The organism is Microtetraspora malaysiensis (assembly GCF_001528665.1).
GTDB classification, from domain to species: Bacteria; Actinomycetota; Actinomycetes; order Streptosporangiales; family Streptosporangiaceae; genus Microtetraspora_A; species Microtetraspora_A malaysiensis.
In genome coordinates, this window is record NZ_BBYJ01000006.1 from 527,885 (window position 1) to 543,960 (window position 16,076).

The following is a 16,076-nucleotide window of genomic DNA, read 5'->3' on the forward strand; positions in this document are numbered from 1 at the left end:
GCAGTTCAGAGCCGGTCCACGGACAGGCGTCACAGCATTTTCAGACAAATGCACAATAATGATGGCATGCAGGAAATCGTCGATGAGATCGCCCGGTTGCTGGACGCGTCGGTCACGATCGAGGACCGCTCGTTCCAGCTCCTGGCGTACGGCGCCCAGAGCGGCGACATCGACGCCGTCCGCCAGGAGTCGATCCTGCGCAGAAGGGCCAGCGACGAGGTCCGGGCTCATTTCGAGGCGTACGGCATCGCCACCTCCACCGTCCCGGTCCGCATCCCCGGCCTGCCCGGGATGCTGGACCGTGTCTGCGTTCCGCTGCGGCACGGCGGCGTGACCTACGGCTACCTGTGGCTGCTCGACTCCGGCGCGCTGACCGACGCCCGGCTCGCCGCCGTGGCGCCGCTGGTCGAACGCGCCGCCGCCGTCCTGGCCAGGGAGGCGCGCACCGGACGGCCCCGGCTGTGGGACTTCTTCTCCACCGACCCGGCCACCCGGGCCGCCGCCGCGCTCCAGGTCACCGGCCCTGTCGCGGCGATAGCCGTACGAACCGTGCCGGACCGGGCGGCCGGGGCGATGTGGCGGCTCCCGCGCGGCGTGCTCGCCGAGCCCGGCGACGGTCCCGAGCTCCTCACCGCCGTCCTCGCGCCCGCGTGGCAGGCCGGCGCCGTCGCCGCCACCCTCCAGAGCGCGTACGGCACGGCCGCCGGCGTCGGCGGGACCCGCGAGGACCCCGGCGACGCGTGGGAGAGCTGGGGCGAGGCGGTGCTCGCGCTCCGGATCGCCGAACACGTGCGGGGCGCCGGGCCGGTCGCGAGCTGGGCCGACCTCGGCGTCTACCGGTTCCTGGCCCGGCTGCCCAGGAGCGAGATCGCCGAGCTGGCCGTCGAGTCGGCCTCTCTGGGCGGCCTGGCCGGCACGGTCGAGGCCTATCTCGACCGGGCCGGGCAGGTCCAGGAGACGGCGGCCGCGCTCGGCGTCCACCGCCAGACGCTGTACTACCGGCTGGGCCGGGCCGGGCAGCTCACCGGCCTCGACCTCGCCGACGGCCGGGACCGGCTGCTACTTCACCTGTCGCTGAAGGCGGCCGCCCTCATCGCGGAGCCCGGTAGACACGCACCCAGTCGACGTCCATCGTGACCGTCGCCGGGGTGGACGCGTTCCGGCACAGGGCGCCGTCGCAGATCACGTCGTTCTGGAGGGCCAGGCCCATGGTCCGGTTCTTCGGCACCAACGGGCCGGTGTAGTTCCACACCATCTTGCCGTCCAGCCAGAACGTCAGCCGGTCGGGCAGCCAGTCCACGGCGGCCGTGTGCCACTGGGTGAAGTCGGCGCGCATCGAACCGGCCGCCCGCTGCCCGTTGCCGCCGTGGACGAAGACGCCGCTGAGCTGGCGGGGGATGTCGCCGACCTCGACGAAGTCGACCTCGGCGTAGTTGGACGGGGTCACGTCCTCCGGCATCAGCAGCGCCACCGCGGAGTAGCCCGCGCCCGCGTCCGTCCGCAGCCGCACCTCCCACCGGCCGTACTGCTGGAGCAAAGTGCTCGCCACACCGCCGGACAGGTCCTTGCCGCCGTAGACGCCGCCGGTCATGCGCAACATCCCGCCGGAGACGCTCGTCGCCCGCGCGGTACGGGGGTTGGTCCGGGCGTTCGGCGAGTCGTAGACCCCCCACTTGCTCTCGTCGATCCGCGTCCCGTTGAAGTCCTCGACCAGGATCGGCGCACCCCACTCGGGGCCGGTCGTCTGCCCCGCCAGAGTTCCGGTGCCGGTCCCGGTAACGGTCGCGCCCGTGGCCCCGGTCGCGGCTCCGGCGCCCGCTGTGCCCGTTGTGGTTCCCGCGCCGGTTCCCGTCCCACCTCCGGCCGCGGCTCCCGCCTCGGCGCCGGATACGCCTGTGGCGCCGGTCGTGCCCGTCGTTCCTGTTGTGGTTCCCGCGCCGGTGGCCGTTCCTCCCGATCCGGCGCCGGGAGCGGGATGGATCACGGAGGAGCTGTCCGACTGGCCCACCGGAAGCGGGGATCGGACACGGGACGCGTCGGAACCCGCGGAGCCATAGGAGCCCGACCTGTCGGCACCTGTGGCGATGTTCGAGCCCGAGGCATCGGAACCCGCGGATCCATAGCCCTGCGCGTCGTCGTCCGCGTACTCGTTCTCGTAGGCGCCGCCGTAGCGGTCCGCGTACCCGTCGCCGGAGCCGCCCCAGTAGCCGCTCCTGTATCCGCCCGGGTACCCGTACGGGTAGCCGTCGTCCTGGGCGCGGAGCCGGTCGTCGGGGTAGCCGAGGGAGCCGTCCGGCCAGGCGCTGTCCGTGCCCGACCCGTACGGGAAGGTGTAGTCCGGATAGACCGTGACCCGGTCGTCCGGCAGCGTGAAGGAGCCGTCCCGGCCGGTGCGGCCAGAAGGGGGCCGAAGCGCGGCCTCCCCGGCTGAGGATCCGGCGGAGGACCCGGCGGAGGGCTCCGGCGGCGGCACGTTGGTTGCGTCGCGTTCCCGCACCCGTCTGGGCCGGTGGTCCACGGTCGCGGCCCGTGGTCTCGACCGGGAGGACGGCGTATCGGAGGCCGCCCGTGCCGCTCCGGCGGCGGGTTCCCCCTCGCGGTGGCGGCCGGACGCGGAGGCGGCGGCCGGGGATGTGGGCACTTCGGTGGCGGATTCGCCGGCGGAGGTGAGGACCGATGCGGGTTCCGCGCTCGCGCAGGCGGTGGCGGCGGCGATCACCATCGCCGCCGCCACGGCTAAGCCAGGTCCATGAAGTGACATGAACGCATCAAAGCACCGTTCTCATGTCAATTACAGGACCATGCCGGTTGGGCATCCGAGCAGCGTTCCCGGCGGATCCGGGACCTTCCGGCACGTGGCGGCTCAGGCGCAGGTCCGCTCGTAGACGCGGAGCAGCTCCATGCTGATCCGCTCCAGGGAGTACCGGGAGCGGGCGCGGTCGGCCGCCGCGTACCCCATCGCCGTACGCAGGGTCATGTCCCCGAGCAGCTCGCGGATCCGGATGGCGGTCTCGGCCGGACGGCCGGGCCGGGTGAGGAAGCCGGTGACCCCGTCGACCACGGAGTCCAGGTGCGCGCCCACGGCGGACGCGACGACCGGGATGCCGCAGGCCATCGCCTCCAGGGCGGCGACGCCGGTGGGCACGGTCGGGGCGAGGGACAGCACCAGGTCGGCGCTGCGCATCAGCTTGGGCATGGCGGTGTGCGGGACCGGGCCGAGCAGGTCCACGCGGTCGCCGACCGCGTGGTTCCTGGCGATCGCCCGGAGCCGCTCGATGCTGAGGTCGTCGCCACCGGCGATCACGAGCTCGGTGTCGGGGATGGCGGCCAGCGCGGCGATCGCGGTCGCCGCGCCGCTTACGGCGATCTCGCCGGGGTCGCTGCCCAGGCCGACGTGCAGGAGGCGCGGCCGGTCGCCGTGCGGGAACGCCGGTCCCTGGCGGCGGAACCGCTCGACGTCGATCCCGCTCGGGACGACCGAGATGTTGCGGCGGGGCACGCCCATCCGGATCAGCTCGGACTCCTCGTCGGCGCAGGTGGCGATCACGGCGCGGGCGTGGCGGCCGATCGCGCACTCCAACCGCCGTACCGGCGTCTGCCCCTCGTGGAAGTGCCCGTGGAACGTCTGGGTGACCGGTACGCCGAGTCCCTCGGAGCCCGCGATGGCGGCCAGGCCGCCCGCCCAGGAGTGCGCGTGGATGATGTCCGGCCGCTCCTTGTTCCAGCGACTCTTGAGCCCGGCGCTGAAGTCGGGAATGTAGGGAAGCAGGTCGCTCTCGGACAGCTCGACGTCGGGCCCCGCCGCCACCTGCTCGATGGCGACGCCCTTGGACGGCTGGCCGGTGGCGGAACGGGTGTAAACCGTCACCCGGTGGCCACGGCCGAGTTCGCGGGCGATAGCGGGAGTGTCGGACGTCAGGGCCTGCGCGGAAACAATGGCGATATTCATGGCACACCTCAAGCTAGAGAGCTTGGAAAAAGGGTGTACCTGCGTCTTAGGCACCATCTACTTCGCTGAGTTTACCGCGCTCCAACTCGCGCTAAACCCCCAAATCGGTGGAAATCGCCCAGAATCGGTCTCCGGCGGCAGCCCACAGCCGCGCGGGTCAGCGGGAGCGACGGAGCGTGAGTACGGTCATCTCGTCGAGGACGCGGTCGCCGGAGAACTCCCGGTGGTCCTCCTCGATCGCTTTCACCACGATGCCCGGCGGCTGGCCGGCGCACCGGGCCAGCACCTCGGTGAGCCGGCCCTCGCCATAGTTCTCGCCGTCCGGTCCACGGGAGCCGACCAGACCGTCGGAATACAGCAGGAGCGTCTCGCCCGGCGCCAGGGTCAGCTCCTCGGTCGCGGGGACCGCGCCCTCCTCGAACCCGAGAGGGACGCCGCCCCCTTCGGCGAAGCGGACGCCGCCGTCCGGGAGCAGCAGGGCCGCCGGGTGGTGCCCGGCCGAGGCGAGCCGTACCCGGCGGTCGCGCACGAACCCCACCGCCGTCATCACGAACAGGCCGGTGTTCTGGGCGACGAGCGCGTCGTTGACCTTGCGCAGCGCCTCGCCGGGGTCGTCCTCGCGCACGCTGACCACGCGCAGCCCGCCGCGCACCATGGCGGTGACCGACGCGCCCTCCTCGCCCCGCCCGGCCGCGCCGCCGATGACGAACCCCCAGCCGTCCCTGACCGGGAAAACGTCGTAGAACTCGCCGCCGATCGCGCGGGGCCCGGAGCCCGGATGATAGACCGCCGCCGTCTCGAATCCCGGGATGTCCGGCAGCGTACGGGGGAGCACCCCGGTCTGGAGCGTCTCAGCCGCCTCCGACCTGCGCTGGAAGTCGCGCTGGGCCCGCATCGCCAGGCCGAGCTGTGCCCCCGCCTCCTCCAGCATGCCGAGGTCGGCGAGCCCGAACGGCACGCGGTCGCGGAGCCGTACCAGCGTGAGGACGCCGAGGATCTCCCGCCCGATCCCGATCGGCACGGCGAGCAGCGACCCCGCGCGCATCTTGTCGAGGACACCGGGCCCGAGGAGCCCGTCGTCGGCCAGCATCTCGTGCGCGGTCCCGCTGCCGGTCTCCAGCACCTGGCCCACGACCGGCGCGCCCGCCGGGTCGAGCGCCTCGACCGCCCGCTGCAGGCGGGTGACCGGCTCGCTGGCCGGCGGGACCACGGCCGCCCGGTGCAGAGAGCCGTCGCGGACGACGTCGGCGATCACCCAGTCCGCGGTCTCGGCGCCGAGCAGCCGGGCCGCGCGGATGAGGGCGACCGGCTCGCGCAGGCTCTCCTCGTCCAGGAGCAGCCGGGTGAGCCGGGCGAGCAGGTCGTGCCGCCGCGCGGCGGTCATGGTGGCCGAGTCGTCGGGGACCGGCTCGTCCGGGCCGGACGCCTCCGGGAGCCGCACGCCGGCCGGCAGCGCGACCGCCGCGACCATCTCCCTCGGGTCGCCCGGCATCCGCAGCCTGCCGAGCACGAGCCGCACCGTGTGAGTGCGGCCCTGATGAGCCAGCCGGGTCTCGAAGGTGGCGCTCTCCTCGCCGTGCAGCACGGCGGTCAGGTGGGAGCGGAAGGCGGCGCGGCTGGAGGCGTCGACCAGCAGCGGGAACGGCCGCCCGAGCAGGTAGCCGGCCGGGCTGCCGAGCAGGCGCGCGGTCTCGTCGTTGATCCGCCGCACCACGCCGCCGGTGTCCATGATGATCACCGGGACGGGAATCGCGCGGAAGATCTGGCGCAGCAGCTTGTGCTCGCGCTGGTTGCCACCGTCCCCGCGCCGGTGGCTCCTCCCGAGTTCCGCGAGCGCCGACCGGAGCAGCTCCTCCGCCTCCTCCAGCTCGTCGAGCGCGGGGCCGGGCGCGGACGTCTCACGGAGCGCCGCGATGCGGGCGGCCATGCCGCTCAGCTCGCGTTCCAGCTCGGGTAGGTCGGTCAATATTCGCCCCCTCTCCTGCTTCGACGGTACGACACCGGACTCCGCCGATCGACGGGGTCCGTATGAAGGCGGAAAGTAGGGGAATGACGGGTCCTGTCATGGAGACGACTCCGAGTCTCGCCCGCGATCTCGCCGCCCTGGGCAGGGTGACCGAGGGCGTTTCGTACGAGAGCGTGCTGCGCGGCGTCACCGAGGCCGTGGCGCGCGGCGTCCCCGGATGCGCGGCGGGCACCGCCGAGCTGTGGCAGGAGGGGAGTGCCCTGCTCGCCGCCTCTCACAGCGAGCTGATCGCCTTGACGGACAGGGAGCGCGACCTGCGCGAGGGCCCGTCGCGGGAGGCGCTCGCCACCGGACGGCCGGTGCTGATCGCCGACGTGATGCGCGACCCGCGCTGGCCTTGCTACGCCGCCACCGCCGTACGGCACGGCGTGCGCTCGGTGCTGGCGCTGCCGATCGAGGTGGACCGCGCGGTGGTCGTCATCGGCCTGTACGCGGTGCGGCCCGGCGCCTTCGCCGGAGGAGGCCCCCTGATGACCATGCTCGCCGAGCAGGTCACCGTGGTGCTGTCCAACATCTGGGAGTACGACGACGTGGTGACGGGGGCCGCCCAGATGCAGGAGGCCCTGGCCGGCCGTTCGATCATCGACCAGGCCAAGGGCATCATCATGTCGGCGAGCGGCTGCTCGGCGGAGGCCGCGTTCGACGAGCTGAGGCGGGTGTCCCAGCACCGTCAGGTCAAGGTCGCAGACCTGGCCAGGCTGCTTGTCACCGAGCACCAGAACAAGCACCGTGGCGGACGCGCTGAGTGAGCTATCCGCGCTCTCCGGCCGCCGCGAAGGCGGCCAGCGCCTCGTCCAGCGTGTCGTAGAGCGGCAGCCGCTGGGAGAGGCCGGTCACCCACATGACCTTGGAGCTGGGGTATTGCACGCCGACGAGAGCGAAGTCGCCGCCGGCCGCGGTCGCGCGCTGCCAGTGGTGGACGATGAGCCCGAGCGCCCGCGAGTCCATGAACGTGACCCCCGCCATGTCGAGGATCAGGCTCGGGCCCTGATCGTCGGCGACGGAGTCGAGATAGCCGGAGAACTCCTCCCGCGTCGTGGCGTCGAGCATCCCGGTGACATGGACCGCGACGACGCCGCCCACGGGCGTGGCATGCGCCGTGGAGTGGAGGGACAGCGCCTCAGGCTTTGGCACCTCGCGCCTCCTAGACGGACGGAGGCCTCACCGTGTGAAGCCTGTTCGGCAACTTTACTGGCGCTCAGGGGGTGGTGATAATTCCGACTTTGGGGGAATATCGGAGTAGAGGTCCAGCAGAGGGCCATGTCTCGATGTTGTAGCGAGGCGCGCCGTCTGCATGGGCTTGGTCCCGGCTCGGCGTCGCTCGTGACGCGAGTACGAGGAGATTTCCAAGATGGCTGCCGAGGTTCGAGTAGCGACCATCCCCCAGCAGGCCGGAGCGGCGAGCGGACGCAAGGCGTCGCCGTCGTCGCGGGCGAAGCATGCCCGCCCCGCCGAGCGGACGCACGACGAGGACCGGCCGACCGCCGAGGAGTTGCTCGCCGAGCTCGCCAGCGAGGACCTGCCGCAGGAGCGGCGCGAACGCCTGCGCGAGATGGTCGTCGAGATGCACCTGCCCATGGCGCGGGACGTCGCGCGCCGATATCTGCACCGCGGCGAGCCGCTGGAGGACCTCCTCCAGGCGGCCTACGTGGGGCTGATGAAAGCGATCAACGGGTACGACCCGAACCTCGGGCACGGCTTCCGCGGCTACGCCATGGTCACCATGACCGGAGAGGTGAAGCGGCACTTCCGCGACCGGACCTGGGCGGTCCGGGTACCCCGGCTCTACCAGGAGCGCCGCTCCGAGCTGAACCGGCTGGTCGCGGACATGACCCAGGAGCTCGGCCGGTTCCCGACGGTCGCCGAGCTGGCCAAGAAGATGCGCATCTCCGAGGAGGACATGCTCCTCACGATGGACGCCTCCGCGGCGTACAGCACGCTGTCCCTGGACGCGCCCCTGGGCGCGGACGAGGACGCGGCCGCGCTGGGGGACGTGCTCCCGGAGGAGGACGACGCGCTGGCCACCCTGGTCGACCGGGAGGCCGTCAAGCCGCTGATCGACGAGCTGCCCGAGCGGGAGAAGCACATCCTGCTGCTCAGGTTCTACGGCAACCTGACCCAGGCGGAGATCGCGGCGGAGTTCCACATATCGCAGATGCACGTCTCGCGGATCCTCCGGAAAGTTCTCGACCAGCTCCGGTCGGAACTCGTCGCGGGGTGATCGCGCAGCCCCGCCCCGGATGCGGCGGCGTCGGGGCGTCGCCGTCCCGGGGTATGTTCGAGTTCCGGCATCGTGTGGCGGACGGTGCGGATGTGCCCTGTGGGAGGCGTTACCCGGTGAGCGAGGACGACGTCCCCCTGTCCGCTCCCGACACGGCCAAGGAGCTCACGTTCTCCCTGGACGACCTGCCCGAGGTGCGGGAGTTCGCCGCCGTACAGGCGCGCAGCAAGGGGATGCCGGAGGACGCCGTCGGGGACTTCGTCGTCGCGCTGAACGAGGTGGCGACGAACGCGGTGACCCACGGGGCACCCGAGGCCCGGCTGCGCCTGTGGGGCGACCGTGACGGCCTGGTCGTGGACGTCCACGACGAGGGCAAGGACTGGCATCCCGAGGGCTGGCCCGGACGGGCCGGCCCGCCCGATAACGCCACCAGCGGCATGGGACTGTGGGTGGCGCGCAAGCTCAGCACTGACATCTATCTCAAAACGGGGAGCAACGGGACAACCGTCACGATGCGTTTCACCGTCTGACAGGGGTAGTAGCCCCGCATGACTGTTCCCCGCATACTCGTGGTCGGCGGTGGCTACGTCGGCATGTACGCGGCGCTGCGGTTGCAGCGCAAACTCCGCCGCGCCGAGGCGCGCGTCACGGTCGTCAACTACGACTCCTACATGACCTATCAGCCGTTCCTGCCCGAGGCCGCGGCCGGGAGCATCGAGCCCAGACACGTCGTCGTGCCGCTACGCCGGGTGCTCTCGCGGTGCGAGATCCTCAACGGCACGATCCTGCGGGTCAGCCTTGCCGAGAAGACCGCGGAGTTCCGCCCGCACGAGGGGCCGGAACGGGTCCTCGGCTTCGACTACCTGGTGTTCTCTCCCGGGTCGATCTCACGAGTGCTGCCGATCCCCGGCCTCGCCGAGCGGGGGATCGGGTTCAAGACCGTGGAGGAGGCCATCCACCTGCGCAACCACGTCCTCGGCAAGCTCGACGTCGCCGCGTCCAGCTCGGACGAGCGGCTCCGCCGGCGGGCGCTCACGTTCGTCTTCGTCGGCGCCGGGTTCGCGGGAGTCGAGGCGCTCGGCGAGCTGGAGGACATGGTCAGCGACGCCGTGAAGTACTTCCACGGCCTGCGCAGGCAGGACATGCGCTGGTTCCTCATCGAGGCGACCGACCGCATCCTGCCCGAGGTGGGGCCCGACATGGGCCGCTGGACCGCGGAGCAGTTCCGCAGGCGCGGCATCGACGTGCGGCTGCACACCCGGCTGCTGTCCGCCGAAAACGGGCACATCGTCCTGGACGACGGCGAGGAGTTCGACGCCGAGACGCTGGTGTGGACCGCCGGAGTCAAGCCGCACCCGCTGGTCAGATACGGTGACCTGCCGCTCGACTCCCGAGACCGGGTCCTCGCCAACGAGTTCCTGCAGATCCAGGGCGCCCGGTTCGCGTTCACCGCCGGCGACACCGCGGCCGTCCCGGACCTCACCCGCCCCGGCGAGTTCTGCCCGCCCAACGCCCAGCACGCCGTACGGCAGGCCCGGCGGATGGCGGACAACATCCTCGCCACGATCAGGAGCCGGCCCTGCAAGCCGTACCGGCACACGAACGCGGGCGCGGTGGCGGCACTCGGGCTGCGCAAGGGCGTCGGCCAGATCTACGGCCGGGAGCTGCGCGGGATCGTCGCGTGGCTGATGCACCGCACCTACCACCTGTCCCGGATGCCCACCTTCAACCGGAAGAGCCGCATCCTGGCGGACTGGACGCTCGCCCTGTTCTTCCGCAGGGAGATCGTGTCGCTCGGCGCTCTGCAACGGCCGCGCGAGGAGTTCGAGCTCGCCGCCCGCACCACCACCCCGCACCGGCCCGCCCGCGAGCCCGTCACCCACTGACCGCACTTGTGTGCCTGGTCCCCGGCCCGGGAGAGGCCGGGGCGCTCGTCGGGCGTCGTCACTCGTTCGGCGGCGCGGCGCAGATGTCGGACAGCGCCGAGGTGGGGTCCCACTCCACCGCCAGATCGCCCAGGGAGACGATGCCGATCGGGTGCCCCTTCTCCACCACCGGGATCCGTCGGACCGCCTTCTCGCGCATCAGCCGTACCACGTCGTCGGCATCCTGATCCGGATCCACGGTGACGACGTGCGTCGAGCACAGAGCGCCGATCGGGGTCGCGCTGATGTCGCGCGTCTCGGCGACCGCCCGCACCACGATGTCGCGATCGGTGACCACCCCGCGCAGCCGGTCGCCCCTGGTCACGAGGACGTCGCCGATCGCCTGGTCGCGCATCAGCTTGGCGGCCCGCACCACAGGGGTGTCCTCGGGAAGCACCACCGGATCGGGAGTCATGACGTCGCGCGCCTTCTGCTTCTCGTGCGTCTTCTCGTGCGTCGCGATCCGCCCGGCGTCCCGCGTGGCTCCGGCTTCTTCGGGGGAGTAGACGGGGCCGGGGCCCTCGAACCTGCTGTGCCGTTCGGACTGTCCCTCGAACCCGGTGTCCTGCCGGACCGGCTCCTCGCCGGTGGTGACCCGGCCGGTGTCGTAACGGTCCTTCTTCACCAGCGATCAGCCTCCCTCATGCTGGAAACGGCGCGCCGGCCGTCAGATCGGGCAGGCGCGTCGCACTCCTGCACCTCGCTCGATTTCCTCGCGTACGCGGTGTGTACCTCCCGGCTCAGGGGACGGACGCCGAGCCGTGAGTGCCGTAGCTCGCGAGCCTGCATCTCCGGCCCGGCCTTCTTCCGGCCGTCCCGCTCCCGCACCGTACGGTCGTGCTCCGAGCCGAAGCGCTCTTTCAGGAGGCATCTGCGGTTGAGGGTGGTCATCACGACGTAACCCGCCGCCAGGATCATCACCGCGATGGCGATGACCATGACCAGCCATGCGACGGGGGTCATACAAGCCTCCAGAGATGAGTGCGTTGTCGCTTCGCACTGCCCTGGATGTGGGGGTCCAAGCGCACGCGACGGAGGAGCGCGACGGTCAGGCGCGCGTGATGCCGGGCTTCGCGGGTAGCCGGGAGCGGCACCCGCAGAGCAGGGAATCCATGGGATTCCGAGCAGGTCTCGCGTTCGTCGCGGTCGGCGCGGTTCTCGCCTTCGCTCCTGACGGCGGAGCGCTGTACGTCACTCGCGATCGCGGCGCAGGTGGCGGTCCTCCTCGTGAGGCGTGGACGTGGACATGGGCGCCGGGTTCGACGGGTTCGACGGGTTCGACCACCTCGACCGTTTCCTCGTTGCGCGGACGTCGCGTGTAGAGACCGCTCAGCAGCACTTCGCCGACGCCGATGAGGATCCAGCCGACGATGGGCAGGTCGATGCCGGGAACGTCGGTGAGCGGCGAGATCGGCTGTTGCGGCGCGCCTGGCGGTGCTACTCGGAGACGTCGATGACCGCCAGCGCCTCGGCGAGAACGGCGGCGACATGGGACTCCGCCGAGGCCGGGACCTCGTGAAACCCGTGCTCGGGGTCGTAGGCGATGTCGAGGCCGTTCTCAATGAGACGGTTGGCCCAGCGCAGCGCCGTGTTGAGCTTCTCCTTCGGGATCGTACGGCCCTGCGCCACAGCGGACAGATTGCGGAGATTGGTGGCGGGGCCGGATTGGTTGTGCTCGCGGCGGAGCTTCCAGGGAAGGGCCCTGCTGTGGTCGGTCATCCGCTTGGAGAGGCCGGCCGCTCTCTTGGCCTGGAGGATGCCGGACTCTGTCACGCCGAACCGGGCGGCGAGGTCCGCGTTCGACCACCCGGCCGCGGTCAGCCGAGCCAGTTCCTCGTGATCTACCAGCGGTTTTCTTCCCATGATCGACAGCTTAGGCCCGGCGAGGGTCTCCGTGTACGCACGTGGGCGGATTCTGCGCTAAGGTTGGTCTCGCTCGGGCAGCCGGGCAACGGGACGTAGCGCAGCTTGGTAGCGCACTTGACTGGGGGTCAAGGGGTCGCAGGTTCAAATCCTGTCGTCCCGACCGCGTTTTCGCAGGTCGGATGGGGTGTCACGAGATCACGTGGCGCCCCTTTCTGTTGCTGAGTGACTAACTGAGTGACTGTCGCCGATGACACGGAGAAGGGTGTCTGCTGACGCCGTATTCCCCGTAGGGACAGGGGTTCTGCTCGTCGAGTCAGCCTCTTCGTGACGGCCTCGCTGACCGTAGCTGTCACACGATGCTCAGATGTAAAGGGGCGGCAGGTTCAAAAGCCCTCCTGCAGCAACATCGGGCATGCGATCTCGCAGCATCCCCCGCCTGGCCACTGAGCATGACGGGGATGTGGTTGCTCCGGTCGGCGGCTGCCACGCTGGTGGCTGGAATCGCCCTTGTCGTAGCGGGTGGGTGCGCCACGAGGCGCCTGGAGTCGAGTGAGGTGAGAGACCTTCACTGCTGGGTTGTCGCAGCAATCCGGCTGAAGCTGGGGGCAGTTCGTCTCGGAGGATGCCGGGGCGGGCGGTAAGCAGCCCTGGCAACGTAAGCATCACACCCCTCGCGGAGCGTGATGCTGGTTGTGCTTGTGTGACCGTCCGTGACATTGATCGTCGATCTTCGGTGCGGTGAGATCGACGGGTGCCGGGCCCAGAGGAACTGCCGCGGGAAGAGCTGATCGAGCTCGCCCGTACTCAGGCTCTCCTAATCGAGCAGCAGGCCCAGACCATCGCTCGGCAGGATGCGCTGATTACCCGGCAGCGATGGTGAACGCGTTGGAAGAGGAGAACGCGGCGCTGCGGGAATGGGTGGCCCGCCTGGAGCGGCTGGCATCACGGAACAGCGGAAACTCGGGGATGCCGCAGCTTGACCAGCAAGACACGTCGGCGTTGCCGCGCGCCCGACCTCCGTCACACAACGCGACCCGAAATCGGAATGCAGAGGGGCTGATTGCTTACTCACGGCGGTCTCTGAGTGTCGCCTTCTGAGCGCTGGTGGCGGCATCTGAGTGAGCTCTGAGCCTGCTGCTTGCCTGGTCACGCGCACTCAGAGCCGTGCTGGCGGCCCTGGGATGCACATCCGGAGAAACGTGTCCCGACAAAACAATGGAGAACTGGAATGAGATCCAGGAAAACGCCTACGGCGGCTGGCTGAACAACCCGGAACGGCGGAAGAATCCGCGGCTGGTGATTTCGCCGGTCACGATCCGAACCGCACGCGCATTCGTCGCCTGGACCCACCGCTACCTCGCCCCGCCGGCCGCCGCTGAGTTCATCACCAGCGTCCAGACCGGCACCGGAACCCTCGTCGGCGTCGTGTTCGTTGATCGGCCCACCGAGTGGGTCTTCGACGACGGTGGCACCGCCGAGGTCGTCTGCCTGGCCACCGACGGCATGCCCAATGCCTGCTCAGCGCTGCTGGGCGCCGCCTGGCGAGCCGCCCGGGCGGAGGGCTACCGGCGGCTGATCGCCTACACCCGCATCGACGAGCCCGGCGCCAGCTTGCGCGCCGCCGGGTTCCGCCTCGTCCCTCGCCCGCTCACGTGGCAGGACCGCTCCCGCAGCCCCCAAGGCTCCGACGGCGTGGCCCGTGTGCTGTGGGAGATCCGCACCGGGTGCCGCCGATGACCGCGCAGCGCGAACCATACTGGAGCGACGAGCACGCGGCCATCTACAACGGCGACGCCCGCGAGGTGCTGGCCGAACTGGGCGACTGCTCTGTGGACTGCATCGTCACCAGCCCGCCCTACTGGGGGCTGCGGCACTACTGCGACGGCCAGTATGGCCAGGAGCCCACGCTTGAGGAGTACGTCGACAACCTCCGAGCTACCTTCGCCGAGGCACGTCGAGTGCTCGCCGACGACGGCACCTTCTGGCTCAACCTCGGCGACTGCTACGCCGCGAACTCCGACGGCTGGGCCCGGGGCAAGGCATACAACCCTCGCCAACCGGGGGCGCGACCCAAAGCACGGCTGGCCGTACCGCCCAAGAACCTCCTTGGGATGCCCTGGCGGGTCGCCTTCGCCCTGCAGGAAGACGGCTGGATTCTCCGCAATGCCATCGTGTGGCACAAGCCGAATGCGATGCCGCAGTCGGTCCTTGACCGGCTGTCCAACCGCTATGAACTGATCTTCCTGCTCGTCAAGCAGCGACGGTACTGGTTCGATCTCGATCCGATCCGCGAGATTTACACCGGGGACCGGTCGATCACCAGGCGCGCACGAGCCGGCGGCAACAAGCCGAACAGCATCAAGACGGCATGGCCGCCGCCCGGCAAGTACGGCACGGCCGGTGAGGACTCCGCCGGGGTGCGGCACGGAGCGGCAATGCGACCGACGGGTGAGCGGCACAGCGCAGCTCACCCCAACGGCAAGAACCCCGGGGACGTCTGGCCGATCTCCACCCGGCCACTACGGGCGGCGCACTTCGCGGCCTTCCCGATCGACATCCCACTGAAAGCGATCGCCGCCGGCTGCCGTCCCGGCGGAACCGTCCTGGACCCGTTTGCCGGCAGCGGCACAACCAGCATCGCCGCGCGGCAACTCGACCGGAAGTTCCTCGGCATCGAGCTCAACGGCGACTACTGCGAGCTTGCCCGAACCCGGCTCCTCGCTTCTCCGGACCAGGAAATCCCCGGCAGGAGGCGAGGGTGACTGAACAGCCACAAAGGGCCTGCTCAGGGCCTCCCGAATCAGATTCATCGGCGTACCCTGCAGGGCCCCGAACGAAGGGCGGTACGCGGCCCGTACACCCCAGCGACATCGATCCACAAGATCACCAGCTCCGTTGCCTGGTGGACGGCAGACAGCTCTACCGGGTTGCTGACGTCATGCGCCTGCTCAGCATGAGCCGAAGCGTGATCTACGAGCAGATCCGATCCGGTCGGTTGCGCTCCGTCAAACAGGGCCGTACCCGGCTGATCCCGGTCTCGGCCATCACCGACTACATCACCCTTCTCGAACAGGAAGCGAGGAAGCCATGACCGCACGGCGCAGCCGGGGAGACGGCGGCCTGCACTGGGACGAACAGCGGCAGCGCTGGATCGCCTCGGTCACCGTCGGCTATGCCCCTGACGGCAAGCGCATTGTCAGGAAGGCCAGCGGCAAGACCAAGACCGAGGCCAAGGCGAAACTCAAGGAGATCCTCCGCGACCACGACGACGGTCTGGCCAGCGGCCCAGCCAACTTCACCGTCGCCGATGCGGTGACCAGCTGGCTCACCTACGGCTTGCAGGGACGCGACACCGAGACCGTGGCCAACTACCGGATCCTGTCTGACAAGCACATCATTCCCGCCCTCGGCGCGCGGAAGCTGCGGGACCTCAACGCTGAAGACGTGGACCGATGGCTTATGGGCAAGGCCAGGACGCACAGCACCCGCACCGTTCGCCTGCTCCACTCATGCCTGAACCGGGCGGTGCAGTTCGCTCAGGCACGGGACAAGGTCAAGCGCAACGTCGTGGCTCTGTGTGAACCGCCCCGGCTTCGGTGGAGACCTCAGGGGTTGATTCCAACGGGTTCGCTGGACTGGTGTTGAGCGTAGTAGAGGGCTTCGTACTCCTCCGGCGGAACATTGCCGATAGCCGAGTGCAGGCGGGTCGTGTTGAACCACTCGACCCATTCCGCGGTGGCGAGTTCCACCTCGGCCAGGCTGCGCCACGGCCCGCGAGGTTTGATCAGTTCAGTCTTGTACAGGCCGATCTGCGATTCCATCAGCGCGTTGTCCAGCGCATCGCCCACCGTGCCGATCGAGGCGTCGATACCGGCGGTCATCAGGTGGGTGGTGAAGCGGAAACAGGTGTATTGACTGCCGGCATCCGAGTGATGGATGAGGCCGGGACCGGCGGGGCGTCCGGAGCGGTCACGCCGCCACAACGCCATGTCCAGGGCATCCAGCACCAGGCCGGCGCGCTTGGACATCGAGGCTGACCAGCCGACGATCGCCCGGGAGTACACGTCCACGACGAAGGCGACGTAGACG

General features: G+C 70.1%; 17 protein-coding genes and 1 tRNA gene. 10 read left to right on the forward strand and 8 right to left on the reverse strand.

Going from position 1 to position 16,076, the window contains the following annotated elements:
* Nucleotides 1-66 precede the first annotated feature (66 nt).
* Nucleotides 67-1,137, forward strand: a complete 1,071-nt coding sequence (locus AWQ71_RS07780; RefSeq protein WP_245658161.1) for a PucR family transcriptional regulator — start codon at nt 67-69, stop codon at nt 1,135-1,137.
* Here the strand turns inward: AWQ71_RS07780 and AWQ71_RS07785 are convergent.
* The 3 genes from AWQ71_RS07785 to AWQ71_RS07795 all read right to left on the reverse strand — a co-directional run bounded on the left by AWQ71_RS07785 (nt 1,091) and on the right by AWQ71_RS07795 (nt 5,915).
* On the reverse strand, nt 1,091-2,734 hold the full coding sequence (locus tag AWQ71_RS07785) for a glycoside hydrolase family 16 protein (protein ID WP_067128787.1): 1,644 nt from the start codon (nt 2,732-2,734) through the stop codon (nt 1,091-1,093). The genes AWQ71_RS07780 and AWQ71_RS07785 overlap by 47 nt on opposite strands.
* 129 nt (nt 2,735-2,863) lie before the next feature.
* Nucleotides 2,864-3,949: a glycosyltransferase gene (locus AWQ71_RS07790; protein WP_067128792.1), complete on the reverse strand. Its 1,086-nt coding sequence runs from the start codon at nt 3,947-3,949 to the stop codon at nt 2,864-2,866.
* Nucleotides 3,950-4,106: 157 nt separating this feature from the next.
* A complete protein-coding gene (locus tag AWQ71_RS07795; protein ID WP_067128795.1) occupies nt 4,107-5,915 on the reverse strand; it encodes a SpoIIE family protein phosphatase in 1,809 nt (602 codons plus the stop codon).
* Nucleotides 5,916-5,998: 83 nt separating this feature from the next.
* Between AWQ71_RS07795 and AWQ71_RS07800 the strand changes: the two genes are divergently transcribed.
* On the forward strand, nt 5,999-6,724 hold the full coding sequence (locus tag AWQ71_RS07800; protein ID WP_245658162.1) for a GAF and ANTAR domain-containing protein: 726 nt from the start codon (nt 5,999-6,001) through the stop codon (nt 6,722-6,724).
* A 1-nt stretch (nt 6,725) separates the two neighbouring features.
* On the opposite strand, the gene AWQ71_RS07805 is transcribed toward AWQ71_RS07800, so the two are convergent.
* Nucleotides 6,726-7,109 (reverse strand): STAS domain-containing protein, encoded by a 384-nt coding sequence (locus tag AWQ71_RS07805; RefSeq protein WP_067128801.1) that lies wholly within the window; start codon nt 7,107-7,109, stop codon nt 6,726-6,728.
* Nucleotides 7,110-7,326: 217 nt separating this feature from the next.
* On the opposite strand from AWQ71_RS07805, the gene AWQ71_RS07810 reads away from it, so the two are divergent.
* The 3 genes from AWQ71_RS07810 to AWQ71_RS07820 all read left to right on the forward strand — a co-directional run bounded on the left by AWQ71_RS07810 (nt 7,327) and on the right by AWQ71_RS07820 (nt 10,082).
* Nucleotides 7,327-8,196: a SigB/SigF/SigG family RNA polymerase sigma factor gene (locus tag AWQ71_RS07810; protein WP_084258671.1), complete on the forward strand. Its 870-nt coding sequence runs from the start codon at nt 7,327-7,329 to the stop codon at nt 8,194-8,196.
* 116 nt (nt 8,197-8,312) lie between these two features.
* Nucleotides 8,313-8,726 (forward strand): ATP-binding protein, encoded by a 414-nt coding sequence (locus AWQ71_RS07815; RefSeq protein WP_067128804.1) that lies wholly within the window; start codon nt 8,313-8,315, stop codon nt 8,724-8,726.
* 18 nt (nt 8,727-8,744) lie between these two features.
* Nucleotides 8,745-10,082: an NAD(P)/FAD-dependent oxidoreductase gene (locus AWQ71_RS07820; RefSeq protein ID WP_067128807.1), complete on the forward strand. Its 1,338-nt coding sequence runs from the start codon at nt 8,745-8,747 to the stop codon at nt 10,080-10,082.
* Between the two features lie 58 nt (nt 10,083-10,140).
* Here AWQ71_RS07820 and AWQ71_RS07825 read toward each other — a convergent pair whose 3' ends face one another.
* The 3 genes from AWQ71_RS07825 to AWQ71_RS07835 form a co-directional block, all read right to left on the reverse strand.
* Nucleotides 10,141-10,746, reverse strand: coding sequence for a CBS domain-containing protein (locus AWQ71_RS07825; protein ID WP_369407191.1), 606 nt, complete (start codon nt 10,744-10,746; stop codon nt 10,141-10,143).
* Nucleotides 10,743-11,084, reverse strand: coding sequence for a hypothetical protein (locus AWQ71_RS07830; protein WP_067128810.1), 342 nt, complete (start codon nt 11,082-11,084; stop codon nt 10,743-10,745). Before AWQ71_RS07830 ends, AWQ71_RS07825 begins: the two co-directional genes overlap by 4 nt.
* 474 nt (nt 11,085-11,558) lie before the next feature.
* Complete coding sequence (locus tag AWQ71_RS07835) at nt 11,559-11,984, reverse strand: hypothetical protein (protein WP_067128813.1); 426 nt, start codon at nt 11,982-11,984, stop codon at nt 11,559-11,561.
* An 89-nt stretch (nt 11,985-12,073) separates the two neighbouring features.
* On the opposite strand from AWQ71_RS07835, the gene AWQ71_RS07840 reads away from it, so the two are divergent.
* The 5 genes from AWQ71_RS07840 (at nt 12,074) to AWQ71_RS07860 (ending at nt 15,632) form a co-directional block, all read left to right on the forward strand.
* Nucleotides 12,074-12,147: transfer RNA gene (locus AWQ71_RS07840), tRNA-Pro, on the forward strand.
* Between the two features lie 1,004 nt (nt 12,148-13,151).
* Nucleotides 13,152-13,724: an XF1762 family protein gene (locus AWQ71_RS07845; RefSeq protein ID WP_218001693.1), complete on the forward strand. Its 573-nt coding sequence runs from the start codon at nt 13,152-13,154 to the stop codon at nt 13,722-13,724.
* A complete protein-coding gene (locus tag AWQ71_RS07850) occupies nt 13,721-14,749 on the forward strand; it encodes a DNA-methyltransferase (RefSeq protein WP_067129086.1) in 1,029 nt (342 codons plus the stop codon). The genes AWQ71_RS07845 and AWQ71_RS07850 overlap by 4 nt, the downstream gene beginning before the upstream one ends.
* Before the next feature lie 140 nt (nt 14,750-14,889).
* The gene (locus tag AWQ71_RS07855; RefSeq protein WP_084258672.1) at nt 14,890-15,078 is read left to right on the forward strand and encodes a helix-turn-helix domain-containing protein; all 189 of its coding nucleotides are present in this window, start codon (nt 14,890-14,892) and stop codon (nt 15,076-15,078) included.
* Entirely contained in the window at nt 15,075-15,632 is a 558-nt protein-coding gene (locus tag AWQ71_RS07860) for an Arm DNA-binding domain-containing protein (protein ID WP_218001694.1), read from the forward strand. Before AWQ71_RS07855 ends, AWQ71_RS07860 begins: the two co-directional genes overlap by 4 nt.
* Here AWQ71_RS07860 and AWQ71_RS07865 read toward each other — a convergent pair.
* Nucleotides 15,593-16,076 (reverse strand): IS3 family transposase (locus AWQ71_RS07865; protein ID WP_067128816.1); only part of this gene is annotated, 484 nt, incomplete at its 5' end. The two genes, AWQ71_RS07860 and AWQ71_RS07865, sit on opposite strands and share 40 nt — an antisense overlap.

Bases quoted from the DNA above. Each gene is read 5' to 3' on its own strand.
- AWQ71_RS07780 (WP_245658161.1), top strand. From the start codon at position 67: ATGCAGGAAATCGTCGATGAGATCGCCCGGTTGCTGGACGCGTCGGTC.
- AWQ71_RS07790 (WP_067128792.1), bottom strand. From the start codon at position 3,949: ATGAATATCGCCATTGTTTCCGCGCAGGCCCTGACGTCCGACACTCCC.
- AWQ71_RS07800 (WP_245658162.1), top strand. From the start codon at position 5,999: ATGACGGGTCCTGTCATGGAGACGACTCCGAGTCTCGCCCGCGATCTC.
- AWQ71_RS07810 (WP_084258671.1), top strand. From the start codon at position 7,327: ATGGCTGCCGAGGTTCGAGTAGCGACCATCCCCCAGCAGGCCGGAGCG.
- AWQ71_RS07820 (WP_067128807.1), top strand. From the start codon at position 8,745: ATGACTGTTCCCCGCATACTCGTGGTCGGCGGTGGCTACGTCGGCATG.
- AWQ71_RS07830 (WP_067128810.1), bottom strand. From the start codon at position 11,084: ATGACCCCCGTCGCATGGCTGGTCATGGTCATCGCCATCGCGGTGATG.
- AWQ71_RS07835 (WP_067128813.1), bottom strand. From the start codon at position 11,984: ATGGGAAGAAAACCGCTGGTAGATCACGAGGAACTGGCTCGGCTGACC.
- AWQ71_RS07850 (WP_067129086.1), top strand. From the start codon at position 13,721: ATGACCGCGCAGCGCGAACCATACTGGAGCGACGAGCACGCGGCCATC.
- AWQ71_RS07860 (WP_218001694.1), top strand. From the start codon at position 15,075: ATGACCGCACGGCGCAGCCGGGGAGACGGCGGCCTGCACTGGGACGAA.